We start from the raw sequence: 13627 nt of genomic DNA on the forward strand, positions 1-13627 counted from the left end.
GAACGATTATGAGTGGATTACATATATTAGCGTTTGGTGCTCATGCCGATGATGTTGAAATCGGCATGGCAGGAACGATTGCCAAATATACGAAACAAGGATATGAAGTCGGTATTTGTGATTTAACAGAAGCGGACTTATCTTCGAATGGAACAATTGAGCTAAGAAAAAAAGAAGCTCAAGAGGCTGCGCACATTATGGGTGTGAAGACGCGAATAAACTTGGCGATGCCTGATCGCGGTCTATATATGAAAGACGAATATATACGTGAAATTGTAAAGATAATCCGTACATATAGGCCAGCGCTAATTTTTGCACCATACTATGAAGATCGTCATCCAGATCATGCCAATTGTGCAAAACTTGTAGAAGAAGCGGTCTTTTCAGCTGGTATTCGCAAATATATGCCAGAAATTTCACCGCACCGCGTGCAATCTTTTTATTATTATATGATTAATGGTTTCCATAAGCCCAATTTTTGCGTAGATATTAGTGAACATCTTTCTGAGAAGATAGCAGCATTAGAAGCATATGAAAGTCAATTTACAACGGGAAATGATGGCGTAAAAACGCCTTTAACAGAAGGATATGTAGAAACAGTAGTAGCTCGTGAGAAAATGTTTGGAAAAGAAGTTGGAGTTATGTATGCTGAAGGATTTATGAGTAAGAAGCCAATTTTATTACATGCTGATTTAATAGGAGGATGTAAATGAAATTAAAAATAGGTATTACATGTTATCCTTCTGTAGGTGGCTCTGGAGTTGTTGGGACAGAACTGGGCAAGCAATTAGCTGAAAGAGGCCATGAAATTCATTTTATTACATCAGGTGTTCCATTTCGTTTAAATAAAGTATATCCAAACATTTATTTTCATGAAGTAACAGTGAACCAATATTCTGTTTTTCAATATCCGCCGTACGATTTAGCATTGGCGAGTAAAATGGCAGAAGTTGCGCAGAGAGAAAAGCTTGATATATTACATGTGCACTATGCAATACCACATGCGATTTGTGCATACTTAGCAAAACAAATGATTGGAGATCATATTAAAATTGTTACAACATTGCATGGAACGGACATTACTGTACTTGGTTCAGACCCTTCACTGAACAATTTAATTCGATTTGGTATCGAACAATCCGACGTTGTTACTGCTGTATCTCACTCATTGATTAAGGAAACGAATGAACTTGTGAAACCAAATAAGGAAATTCAGACTGTATATAATTTTATTGATGAGCGTGTCTATTTTAAGCGAGATATGTCTCAACTAAAAAAAGAATATGGTATAAGTGAAGATGAAAAGATATTGATCCATATTTCAAATTTCCGCAAGGTGAAACGTGTGCAAGATGTTGTGCAGGCTTTTGCTAAAGTTGTAAAAGAAGTCAATGCGAAACTATTGCTCGTTGGCGATGGACCAGAGTTTTGCACGATTTTGCAATTAGTGAAAAACTTACATATAGAGGAACGTGTCTTGTTTTTAGGAAAACAGGATAATGTAGCAGAGCTACTTGCTATGAGTGATGTGATGTTACTTTTATCAGAAAAAGAAAGCTTTGGCCTTGTTTTACTAGAAGCAATGGCTTGTGGTGTGCCATGTATTGGCTCGCGAGTTGGGGGCATTCCAGAGGTTATTAAACATGGTGAAACGGGATATATATGTGAAGTTGGTGATACGTCAGAGGTAGCGAAGCAAGCTATACAACTTCTTCAAAATAAGGAACTCCATCGAAATATGGCGGATCAAGCATTAGAAACGGTGCACGAGCAATTTCGTTCAGAAAATATCGTTTCACAATATGAAGCAATTTATTATGACATATTAAGGGATGACAACAATGAAACGATTTAAAAGAGCTGGAGCAATTATTGAGACGTTAAAGGAACATGGACATGAGGCCTACTTTGTAGGAGGAAGTGTACGTGACTTTATTATTGATAGACCGATAGGAGATATTGATATTGCTACATCTGCTCTCCCAGAAGAAGTTATGAAATTATTTCCAAAGCACGTTCCTGTTGGTCTTGAACACGGAACGGTTATCGTTTTGCAAGATGGTGAGCCATATGAAGTAACTACTTTCCGTACAGAGAGTGATTATGAAGATTTTCGCAGGCCAAGTAGTGTACAATTTGTTCGCTCGTTGGAAGAAGATTTAAAACGACGTGATTTTACAATGAATGCGATTGCGATGAATGAGGATGGAGAAATCATTGACTTATTTGGAGGTCAAGAAGCCATTCAAAAACGAGAAATTGTGACAGTAGGAAATGCGGCAGAGCGTTTTCAAGAAGATGCGCTGCGCATGATGCGTGGTATTCGTTTTGTGAGTACATTAGGGTTTTCTTTAGAAGAGAAAACAGAGTGTGCGATTAAGCGCTACGGTCATTTATTAGAACATATAGCGATTGAAAGAATTACTGTTGAATTTGAAAAGTTATTAACGGGTCCATACTGTGTAAAAGGACTTCAAAAACTAGTAGAGACGAAATTGTTTATGCATTTACCGTATTTACAAATGTCAGAAGAGAAAATTTTAAAGGCTGCGGAGTATAACTGGGAGTCTTTTGAAACAGAAATTGAAGCATGGGCGTTTTTCTTATCCTGTATAGGAGAGGAACATCCATCTGTATTTTTACGTCAATGGAAATTTTCAAATAAGAAAATAAAAGAAATTGTGGCTGTTTTGTTAGCTATTCGTACTCGAAAGACAAAAGAATGGGATGCAGTTTTCTTATATCAAACTGGTGTACAAATTGCTCTCATGGCAGAGAGAGTCTATCAAGTGATGATAGAAGAATACAATATGTCTACAGTAAGCGAAGTGCAAAGATTATTTGATTCATTACCAATTCAGAAGCGTCAAGAAATGAACGTAAGTGGTAATGATTTATTAAGTTGGACAGATAAAACACCAGGCCCTTGGGTAGCGGAAGTATTACAAAAAATTGAAGAAGAAATTTTGCAGAAGCGATTGGAAAATGAAAAAGAGGCGATAAGGGGGTGGATTGAAGAATGCAATCTACTATGAGAAAACAATTGTTACAAATTTTTTCTGAGGCAAATGGAGAATTTGTATCTGGACAAACGATAAGTGAAAAGCTCGGTTGTTCTAGAACGGCTGTGTGGAAGCATATGGAGGATTTGCGCACAGAAGGTTATGAATTGGAGGCGATTCGCCGCTTAGGATACCGAATTACGAGTAAGCCAGATAAAGTGACAGCAAATGAAATTCAATTAGGGCTACAAACAGACTTTATAGGGAGAACGGTATACTTTGAAGAGTCGGTTGAATCTACGCAGCATGTTGCAGCGAAACTTGCATATGAAGGTGCAGCGGAAGGAACAATAGTCGTCGCCGAAGAACAAACAGCAGGGAGAGGACGCTTAAGTCGAAAATGGTATTCGCCAAAAGGAACAGGAGTTTGGATGAGCATTATTTTACGCCCATCCATTCCTGTTCATCATGCGCCTCAGCTTACTTTACTAGCTGCTGTTAGCGTGGCGCAAGCAATCGAGAAATGTACGGGCGTGAATGTAGGGATTAAATGGCCGAATGATATTTTAATAAATGGAAAAAAAACTGTAGGTATTTTAACAGAAATGCAAGCTGATCCAGATAAAATTAATGCAGTTATTATGGGGATTGGAATTAATGCAAATCAACAAACAGAACATTTTGTTGATGAGATTAAACAAATTGCTACCTCTTTAGCCATCGAGTCAGGAAAACCAATTGTTCGTGCAGAACTTATGCAGCAAATCTTTTTACAAATGGAGAAACTGTACAAAGAATACTTAAATAATGGATTTACGGTTGTTAAGCTGTTATGGGAAAGTTATGCAGTGAGCATTGGAAAAGAAATTACAGCTCGTACAATGAGGCGAACGATTACCGGTGTAGCGAAAGGGATTACCGATGATGGCGTCTTACTATTAGAAGATCATCAAGGTTATATTCATCATATCCATTCTGCTGATATAGAAATGAACTAAAAAGAAGGTCCCATGGTTTGGATTTGAAATAAAATGTAGTCATTTTTATTCTCAGTTTGCTATAATTATTTCGAATATGGGCAGTATCAAAATGAACTGCACCGTTATTCCAAGCAGGGAACAATAATAATTTGGATTCTGCCTTGATCCAATAATGGACTGGGACAGAGGGATGGATTATGCCGATTTACAAACACTACCCTTCTGCCCTTTTATGGTCAGAAGGTTTTTTTATATCATTTCGGCCATCGCCTCTCTCCTAAATAAAGGAGGAGTAATATTTGAAAACGAAAACAGATTTTTTGAGAATGAAACAGAAAGGTGAGCCGATTACGATGCTGACAGCGTATGACTACCCCTCAGCTAAGTTAGTAGAGGAAGCTGAAGTCGATATGATTTTAGTTGGAGATTCTCTCGGAATGGTTGTACTTGGATATGATTCCACAGTACCTGTGACGGTAGAGGATATGATTCATCATACAAAAGCTGTCCGCCGAGGGGCGAAGGATACGTTTGTTGTAACAGATATGCCATTTATGTCTTATCATGTATCGCTGGCAGAAACTATGCATCATGCGCGTCGCATTGTGCAAGAAGGCGGAGCGCATGCTTTAAAAGTAGAAGGAGCTGGAGAAGTCATTTCCACTATTCATTATTTAACGAATGCAGGAATTCCTGTTGTTGCTCATCTTGGATTAACGCCACAGTCTGTCGGTATATTAGGTGGTTATAAAGTACAAGGGAAAGATGCTGAAAGTGCAAAACAATTAATAGCAGATGCGAAGAAATGTGAAGATGCTGGAGCAATAGCTCTCGTATTAGAATGTGTACCGATGCAGTTAGCAAAGATAATATCAGATGAGTTAACTATTCCGACAATTGGCATCGGTGCTGGTAAAGATGTGGATGGGCAAGTGCTAGTCTATCATGATTTGATTTCTTACGGAGTAAATAGAGTTCCGAAATTTGTCAAGCAATATACGGCTGTTCAGGATGAAATTGTGCGTGGGATTTCGCAATATGTGGCTGAAGTAAAAACAAGACAATTTCCAGAAGATCAATATTCATTTACGATGAAAGAAGAAGAGTATGTAGCTTTATATGGAGGAAAACAGGGATGAAAGTGATAACAACAGTGAAGGACATGCAACAAATTGCAGGCGAACTTCGGGCAAGTGGTAAAGAGATTGGGTTTGTTCCAACAATGGGATATTTACATGAAGGACATGCAACTTTATTGCGCCAGGCCAAAAAAGAAAATGACATTGTCATTTTAAGTGTATTTGTGAATCCGTTACAGTTTGGACCAGATGAAGATTTCGATCGTTATCCAAGGGATATAAAGCGAGATGAAAGAGTGGCAAAAGAAGCGGGCGTTGACTACTTATTTTATCCGAGTGTAGACGAAATGTATCCAGCAGAACAAACAACAAAAATAGAGGTTGTAAAACGTACAAATGTTTTATGTGGGAAAAGACGACCGGTTCATTTTGCAGGTGTTGCGACGGTGTTGATGAAACTGTTTCATATTACAATGCCAACTCGTGCTTATTTCGGAATGAAAGATGCACAGCAAGTAGCAGTTGTTGAAGGGATTGTCAGTGACTTTCATATCCCAGTTACAATTGTACCAGTTGAGATTGTTAGGGAAGCAGACGGGTTGGCGAAAAGCTCCCGCAACGTATATTTATCGGAGCAAGAACGTAAGGAAGCACCACATTTATACCGCAGCTTATGTATAGCAAAACAGAAAATAGAAGAGGGGGAGCGTCATCCACGAAACATTACCACAGTTGTAAAAGAATACATTGAAGCAAATACAAACGGTATAGTTGATTATGTAGATATATATGCATATCCAGCTTTAACGCCACTAGAAATCATCAAAGGCAGAATAATTTTAGCAATTGCAGTTCAGTTCAAGAATGCGCGATTAATTGACAATATAACATTAACGGTTCAATAAGGGGGAGACATCCATGTTTCGTACAATGATGAGAGCAAAGTTACATCGTGCAACTGTAACAGAAGCTAATTTAAATTATGTTGGAAGTATTACAATTGATGAAGATTTAATGGACGCTGTAGAAATTGTCGAAAATGAAAAAGTACAAGTTGTCAATAATAACAATGGAGAGCGCTTAGAGACATATGTGATTAAGGGGGAGCGTGGTAGCGGCGTCATTTGTTTAAATGGAGCTGCAGCAAGACTTGTGCAGCCTGGAGATAAAGTGATTATTATTTGTTATGGCCTTGTATCAGCTGAAGAAGTCTATAAACAAATACCCAAAATTGCAGTGCTAGATGATCGCAATCAAATTATTGAAATGTTAAGTGCTGAAAAGGCAGGCACTGAAGTATAAACTGATGGGGGGATTCTTTCTCTCGCATTGATTATAAGCCCTTACCAAGCGGGCTGTTACTGCCCTAAAATAGCGAGATAAATGGTGAAAACAGGAGTCAGAAGGCTCCTGTTTTTTATCGGCTATTACAAGAATGTCTTTTCTATATGGTTCTTTTTGGAGAAGCAGCATCATTGGAATTGTAAAATCAGTTCATTTTATGCATCTTTTCATTAAGATAAGACAAAACGTGGTATAGTAACAATATATGAATTTTTGTTGTTTGAAAGGTAAGAAATTGAGGTGTTACATATGAGTAAACGTTATGTCGTTGTCGACTTAGAGACGACAGGGAACTCTTGGAAAGATGGGAAAGACAAAATTACCCAAATCGCAGCTGTTGTGGTGGAAGGTGGAGAAATATTAGAAATTTTCTCGTCTTTTGTGAATCCAAAGAGGGAGATTCCCCCATTTATTACAGAATTAACAGGGATTGATGAAAATCTTGTAAAACAAGCCCCGCTATTTCAAGATGTAGCGCCGATGATTGTTGAGCTATTACAGGGTGCTTCTTTTGTTGCACATAACGTTCACTTTGATTGGAATTTTTTAAAAGAAGAATTAAAGCAGGCTGGCTATGCAGATATACATTGTCCTAAAATTGATACGGTTGAATTGGCACAGATTTTATTGCCGACGGCTGATAGTTATAAATTGAGAGATTTAGCTAAAAAACATGAGTTAGAGCACGATCAACCACATCGTGCAGATAGTGATGCTCTTGCAACGGCAGAATTATTTTTACAATTTCTCACTCAAATTGAAAAATTACCGCTTGTTACTTTGCAATCTTTATACGAATTGAGTGATGTATTTCAAAGTGATATGTCTCATATTCTTTCAGAAAATATTCTCAAGAAAATGACGGCTGGTAAAGAGGAATCGGAGGAATATGACATATATCGAAATATTGCACTGCGAAAGCGTAGCTATTCGTTGCACTTAGGTGAAAATCAAACATCTAAATTTAGCATTTTTTTGCACAAGTCAATGGAACAACTTGAGAAAAAGGTGCCCAAATTTGAAAAAAGAGAAACGCAACAACAAATGATGAAAGAAATATATGCTGCCTTACAAGACGCACGTTTTTCATTAATAGAGGCAGGGACAGGTACAGGGAAGACGTTAGCTTACCTCCTTCCAAGTATTTATTTTGCGAAGAAAAAAGAAGAACCGGTCGTGATTAGTACACAAACGGTGCAGTTGCAGCAACAAATATTAGAAAAGGAAATACCGTTATTACAAAGTGTGCTGCCATTTCCTTTTGAAGTTGCTTTACTAAAGGGAAGAAAACATTATCTTTGTTTACATAAATTTGAGTATGCTTTACAAGAAGATGAGAAGAATTATGATATTGCGTTAACGAAAGCGAAAATTTTAATATGGTTATTGAAGACGGAAACAGGTGATTGTGACGAACTTAACATTCCAGAAGGTGGAAAATTACTGTGGAATCGAATTTGTAGCGATGCATATAGCCCAAATGGAGTTCAAAGTAGTTGGTTTAGTCGTTGCTTTTATCAGCGTGCGAAGAATCGGGCATTATTTGCAGATATTGTGATTACAAATCACACATTACTATTTCAAGATTTTATTAGTGAGGAATCGCTGTTTTCGTCTTATAAATACATTATTTTTGACGAAGCGCATCACATTGAAGAAGCAGCAAGTCGAACGTTAGGAGAGCGTTTTTCATGTATGTATTTTCAAATGGTTTTATCACGTCTTGGTACGTTAGATACAGATGATGTATTAGCTAAGGTGTATAAAATGATGAAAGAATCAGGACAAGCCTCTCGCTCTACATTTCGGAAGATTAGTCATAGGTTGAAGGAAATGAAGTTTGATGCCGATGAACTTTTTCAAATGTTGCGCGCATTTATATTTCAGAAAACAAAGCAAGAAAAAAGTTCAAATAACAATATACCACTTATTTATCGATATCATACTGAACGAGAGAACGGAAAGCTATGGAGTGGTATTATAGAATTAACAAGTCGGCTTATATTTGAATTAAAAGATTTGTGTACGGATTTGGAGAAGCAAGTTGATTTGCTGCAAAGTGGAATGAAGTGGAATATGCATGTTGTTACAGGTGAATTTTTTCATTTAATTACTGCACTCCGAAAGATGACTCATTCTTTACAAGTACTTTTATTAGAAGCAAATACATATGTAACATGGATGGAAACTGAAACGAAAGGGACCATTCATTCAACAATGTTATATGCACAGCCTATTCATATTGGGGAAAGACTTGCGGATGAGTTTTTTGCAGAGAAGAGAAGTGTTATTTTTACATCTGCTACATTGACGGTGAACCATACTTTTGACTATATAAAAGAAGAGCTTGGATTAGAGGATTTTGCGCCACATACATTAACGGTTCCATCACCGTTTCGCTATGAAGAGCAAGTGAAATTAATGGTTCCAACAGATATTCCTCTTATTAAAGAAGTGAAGGAAGAGGAATATATTCGTGAAATTTCTCAACAGCTTAAAAAGATTGCGCAGGCTACAAATGGAAGAATACTCGTACTATTTACTTCCTATGAGATGTTGAAAGAAACGTACGCAAAGTTAAAAAATGAAGCTGCATTAGAAGAATATATATTGCTAACACAAAGTGTTCACAATCGTAGTCGCAGTCGTTTAATCCGGAAATTTCAAGAGTTTGATAAGGCAATATTATTGGGAACTAGTAGTTTTTGGGAAGGAATTGATATTCCTGGGGCTGCATTAAGTCATCTTGTCATTGCTCGATTACCATTTACGCCACCTCATCAACCGATGATGGAGGCAAAAAGTGAATGGTTGAAGAGGAACGGAGAAGATGTGTTTACAAAGCTAGCGCTCCCGCAAGCAATTCTTCGGTTTAAACAAGGATTCGGTCGATTAATTCGAAGTACTTCGGATACAGGTACTGTATTTGTGTTAGATCGCCGGCTAACAACATCTTTTTATGGAGAAAAGTTTTTGCAATCGATCCCAAATGTTCCGCTTTATGAAGAATCATTAGATGAACTTTTACGCCGCTTATAAAATGAATAAATATGAAAAATACGCCTGAAGTAGCGTATGCTTCAGGCGTAAACGATGTGGGTAGGAGGAATTTTATTTTTTCTTACTTCTTATATACAAATTATATTGCTTTTCGACTTGAAACCTTTTTTTGCTGTACATGTCCTGCTATAATAGATGGGTGATGAAGCAGGGGTTGTAAAGAATGTACTATTATTGTAACCGCATTGCGTTCTTCTATAATTAGAAATTTTGTGTAACGGAGGAGTTTTCATGGAGAAGAAAATCGAAGTGCTATCAACGACGCGTATAAAATATTCATCTGATTTGTATAAAATTGTTGATAGTTTAAATCGCACTTTAAAGGAACAGGACCTCATGTTCGGATTGGCGTTAGACGAAAACGAAAAAGAAACAGCAATATTTACGATATACAGAACGTAGTGGTACAATGAAAAAGTGGATCTTTGCCATCATTATCGTTATCGTTGCTATTGGATTGTATGGGGTGCATGTTTATCATGCTACAGTGGAAAAGAAAATTCCGAAAGAATCAAAAGTTGTAGCAATTGCAAAAGAAAAAGCTAAGCTGACAAAGGTAAAATCCGTTGATTATTATAACGGGAAATCTTCATATGTAGTCGTACAAGGTGTAGATGAAAAAGGAGAACAACTGATTGTATGGGTACCTGAGAAAAAAGGAAAAGTTCTAGTAAGGAAAAAGAGTGAAGGCATTTCTGAAAAACAAGCTATACAAAAAATGATGGAGTATTTGGAAACGGTAAATAAAGAATCAAAGCCGCAACTTCCAAAAGAAATTGTAAAAGTAAAATTAGGTATCGAAAAAGATGTTCCGCTTTGGGAAATTACATATATTGATCAAGAAGGTCGTTATAAGTATTATTATTTGAGATTTCAAGATGGGGAATTTGCTGCATTTTACAGCATTGAAAAATAGATACAGGGGGAAAACCGCAAATGAAATTAGCAAAGCGAGTAGCTGCTTTAACACCGTCTGCAACTTTAGAGATTACAGCAAAGGCTCAGGTACTAAAGGCCGAAGGGCATGATGTCATTGGTTTAGGAGCAGGAGAACCTGATTTTAATACGCCGGAGCATATTATAGATGCTGCACATAAAGCGATGTTACAAGGACATACAAAATATACACCTACTGGTGGGTTACAAACGCTAAAACAAGAAATTGTAAAGAAATTTATGCGTGATCAAAAACTAACGTATGATCCGACAGAAATTATTATATGTAACGGTGCAAAACATTCACTTTATACACTCTTTCAAGTATTGCTTGATGAAGGGGATGAAGTGATTATTCCAACTCCTTATTGGGTAAGTTATCCAGAACAAGTAAAACTTGCTGGTGGAAAACCAGTTTATGTGGAAGGGTTAGAAGAGAATCAATATAAAATTACAGCAGAGCAGCTACGTGAAGCGATTACAGAGAAAACAAAAGCTGTTATTATTAATTCACCGAGCAATCCAACAGGAATGATTTATAGCAAGGAAGAATTAAAACAGCTTGGAGAAGTATGCTTAGAACATGACATTTTAATTGTTTCTGATGAAATTTATGAAAAGTTAGTTTATGGCGGAGTAGAATATACTTCAATTGCTCAGCTTTCTAATGAATTGAAAGAACAAACGATTATTATAAATGGTGTATCTAAATCACATTCTATGACAGGATGGCGAATTGGATATGCAGCAGGAAATAAGCAGCTTATTAAAGCAATGACCAATTTAGCAAGTCATAGTACATCAAACCCTACTTCAATTGCTCAATACGGTGCAATTGCTGCATATGCAGGGCCACAAGAACCTGTGGAAATGATGCGACAAGCATTCGAAGAAAGATTAAACATTATTTATAATAAATTAATTCAAGTTCCTGGTTTCACTTGTATCAAACCACAAGGCGCATTTTACTTATTTCCAAATGTAAAAGAAGCGGTAGCACTAGCTGGATACAAAACAGTAGATGAATGGGCAAAAGCGCTGTTAGAGGAAGAAAAAGTAGCACTTGTTCCTGGAACAGGATTTGGTGCTCCAAACAATGTTCGTTTATCATATGCTACATCTCTTGAGCAATTAGAGAAAGCTTTAGAACGAATTCATACATTTATGAAAGGTAAAGTGCAGGCTTAAAAAGAATATTTTGGATTTGCACTTTTGAACAAATGAACATGACCTCCCTATATAGGGAGGTTTTTTGACGAATTGTGGAAAAAGAAATGCTATGAGGTTGTGTTATACTAGAAAGCGAGGTGTTTTGGTTATGAAGAAAAAAATGATGTTACATTGGTTTGAACAGGGGAGTATTGCCATTCCAAAATTGCTTATGATGCACTATAAAAAATTGGGCTTAAATGAGATGGAATTTATGATTGTACTTCATGTTCATACTTTTTTAGAGTCGGGTAATTCGTTTCCAACTCCTTCTGAAATTGCAGAACGAATGACAATTTCAGAAATGAAGTGTATGGAAATGATTCAATCATTAATTCAAAAAGGCTTTCTTGCTTTAGAAGGTGGACAAAGGTCTGAAGCGAAGATGTGCGAAAGTTATTCTTTACAACCACTTTGGGAAAAAATATTACATTATTTAATGAATGAAACAATAGAAGAAGAGCAGAAAGAACAAAAGCAGTTACAACTGAATTTATATACTATTTTCGAACGTGAATTTGGGAGACCATTGTCACCATTTGAATGTGAGACATTGGCAATGTGGCAGGATCAAGATCAACACCATCCTAATTTAATTCAAGCTGCTCTTAAGGAAGCTGTAATGAGTGGAAAGCTTAATTTTCGATATATTGATCGGATTTTATTTGAATGGAAAAAGAATGGAATCAAAACGGTAGATCAAGCACAAGAGCAAGGACGGAAGTTTCGAGCAAATCAGCAACGCTCACATCAGATAACAAAACAAGAGACAAAGTACACAGGGAAAGTCCCTTTTTATAATTGGTTGGAGCAATAAGGTAGGAGGAAATGTATGTTAAATAAAACACAAATTCGCTATTGTCTAGATACAATGGCGAAAATGTATCCAGAGGCACATTGTGAATTAATTCATGATAATCCATTTGAACTTGTCATTGCAGTGGCTTTATCTGCACAATGTACAGATGCACTTGTAAATAAAGTGACGAAAAATTTATTTCAAAAATATAAAACACCTGAGGACTATTTGAAAGTTTCTTTGGAAGAATTACAACAAGACATACGTTCCATAGGGCTTTATAGAAATAAGGCAAAAAATATTCAAAAGCTATGCAGAATGCTAATCGATGAGTATGATGGGAAAGTTCCTGCAGATCGTGATGAATTAACAAAATTACCAGGGGTAGGTCGAAAGACGGCAAATGTAGTTGTTTCTGTTGCTTTTGGCATTCCAGCAATTGCAGTCGATACACATGTGGAACGAGTGAGTAAGCGTTTAGGAATTTGTCGATGGAAAGACTCTGTGTTAGAAGTTGAAAAAACATTAATGAAAAAGGTGCCTATGGAAGAATGGGGCGTTACGCATCATAGACTGATTTTTTTTGGACGTTATCATTGTAAAGCACAAAAGCCACAGTGTGAAGTATGTCCGTTATTAGAAATATGTCGTGAAGGTAAAAAGCGGATGAAGGTGAAGTAGGGAATGGAAAACAGAGTTGTGGAGATACCACCTGAGTTTCAATGTGAGCCGTTTTTCAAAGAAAGTGAAACAAAAATTGTGTACACATGTAGTCAATCATTTGAAGAATTAATCCAAAATACTTATTTTTTGTTTGATATAGAACAAAAATATCAACCGTGGCGTAAAATAGAAAAGAGTATACCGGCAGTGCTACAAATGTGGGCGAATAAGAAAGAGGCACTTTCGAAGTTATTTAAAGAGAGAAAAAGAAACGAAGCGAAAGCGCCTATGATTCATTTCAGTGCTTATTTATTATCGATTTTATATTGGATGAATGAAAAAAGAATATCTAGTTTAAAAGATATAAAACAGGATACAGAGAAGTTAAAGCTACAGCCTGTTAATTTTATGGAACGCTATGCATTTATTATAGAGCAACCGAATCATTACCAATCGTACATCCAATTGACACAGCTATATATTGAAATAGAAAAAATATACGCCAAAAACATGATGATAAAAAAGAAGTCACTATCTTAAAAGTAGATAGTGACT

General features: G+C 36.6%; 14 protein-coding genes. All 14 read left to right on the forward strand.

Annotated features, from left to right (window positions below; genetic code table 11):
- The first annotated feature begins 8 nt into the window (after positions 1–8).
- The 14 genes from bshB1 to MR056_RS05035 all read left to right on the forward strand — a co-directional run bounded on the left by bshB1 (position 9) and on the right by MR056_RS05035 (position 13612).
- Positions 9–713: a bacillithiol biosynthesis deacetylase BshB1 gene (gene bshB1 / locus MR056_RS04970; RefSeq protein WP_012093747.1), complete on the forward strand. Its 705-nt coding sequence runs from the start codon at positions 9–11 to the stop codon at positions 711–713.
- Positions 710–1855: an N-acetyl-alpha-D-glucosaminyl L-malate synthase BshA gene (gene bshA / locus MR056_RS04975; RefSeq protein WP_012093748.1), complete on the forward strand. Its 1146-nt coding sequence runs from the start codon at positions 710–712 to the stop codon at positions 1853–1855. The genes bshB1 and bshA overlap by 4 nt, the downstream gene beginning before the upstream one ends.
- Positions 1842–3035: a CCA tRNA nucleotidyltransferase gene (locus tag MR056_RS04980; protein WP_012093749.1), complete on the forward strand. Its 1194-nt coding sequence runs from the start codon at positions 1842–1844 to the stop codon at positions 3033–3035. The genes bshA and MR056_RS04980 overlap by 14 nt, the downstream gene beginning before the upstream one ends.
- The gene (locus tag MR056_RS04985; RefSeq protein WP_048722591.1) at positions 3020–4000 is read left to right on the forward strand and encodes a biotin--[acetyl-CoA-carboxylase] ligase; all 981 of its coding nucleotides are present in this window, start codon (positions 3020–3022) and stop codon (positions 3998–4000) included. Before MR056_RS04980 ends, MR056_RS04985 begins: the two co-directional genes overlap by 16 nt.
- Before the next feature lie 281 nt (positions 4001–4281).
- Positions 4282–5121, forward strand: a complete 840-nt coding sequence (panB, locus tag MR056_RS04990; RefSeq protein WP_012093751.1) for a 3-methyl-2-oxobutanoate hydroxymethyltransferase — start codon at positions 4282–4284, stop codon at positions 5119–5121.
- Complete coding sequence (gene panC / locus MR056_RS04995; protein WP_012093752.1) at positions 5118–5966, forward strand: pantoate--beta-alanine ligase; 849 nt, start codon at positions 5118–5120, stop codon at positions 5964–5966. Before panB ends, panC begins: the two co-directional genes overlap by 4 nt.
- Positions 5967–5979: 13 nt before the next feature.
- Complete coding sequence (gene panD, locus MR056_RS05000; RefSeq protein WP_012093753.1) at positions 5980–6363, forward strand: aspartate 1-decarboxylase; 384 nt, start codon at positions 5980–5982, stop codon at positions 6361–6363.
- Positions 6364–6654: 291 nt separating this feature from the next.
- Entirely contained in the window at positions 6655–9444 is a 2790-nt protein-coding gene (dinG, locus tag MR056_RS05005) for an ATP-dependent DNA helicase DinG (RefSeq protein WP_012093754.1), read from the forward strand.
- 252 nt (positions 9445–9696) lie between these two features.
- Positions 9697–9867 (forward strand): YpmA family protein, encoded by a 171-nt coding sequence (locus tag MR056_RS05010; protein WP_012093755.1) that lies wholly within the window; start codon positions 9697–9699, stop codon positions 9865–9867.
- A 7-nt stretch (positions 9868–9874) separates the two neighbouring features.
- The gene (locus tag MR056_RS05015; protein ID WP_012093756.1) at positions 9875–10381 is read left to right on the forward strand and encodes a cell wall elongation regulator TseB-like domain-containing protein; all 507 of its coding nucleotides are present in this window, start codon (positions 9875–9877) and stop codon (positions 10379–10381) included.
- A gap of 20 nt (positions 10382–10401) precedes the next feature.
- Complete coding sequence (locus tag MR056_RS05020; protein WP_012093757.1) at positions 10402–11589, forward strand: pyridoxal phosphate-dependent aminotransferase; 1188 nt, start codon at positions 10402–10404, stop codon at positions 11587–11589.
- Positions 11590–11719: 130 nt separating this feature from the next.
- Positions 11720–12427: a DNA replication protein DnaD gene (dnaD, locus tag MR056_RS05025; RefSeq protein ID WP_012093758.1), complete on the forward strand. Its 708-nt coding sequence runs from the start codon at positions 11720–11722 to the stop codon at positions 12425–12427.
- A gap of 15 nt (positions 12428–12442) precedes the next feature.
- Positions 12443–13090 carry an endonuclease III gene (nth, locus tag MR056_RS05030; protein ID WP_012093759.1) on the forward strand — a complete coding sequence of 216 codons (648 nt, stop codon included), beginning with the start codon at positions 12443–12445 and terminating at the stop codon, positions 13088–13090.
- 3 nt (positions 13091–13093) lie between these two features.
- Positions 13094–13612 (forward strand): YpoC family protein, encoded by a 519-nt coding sequence (locus MR056_RS05035; protein ID WP_012093760.1) that lies wholly within the window; start codon positions 13094–13096, stop codon positions 13610–13612.
- Positions 13613–13627 lie beyond the last annotated feature (15 nt).

It is taken from the genome of Bacillus cereus group sp. BfR-BA-01360 (assembly GCF_022663595.1).
GTDB classification, from domain to species: domain Bacteria; phylum Bacillota; class Bacilli; order Bacillales; family Bacillaceae_G; genus Bacillus_A; species Bacillus_A cytotoxicus.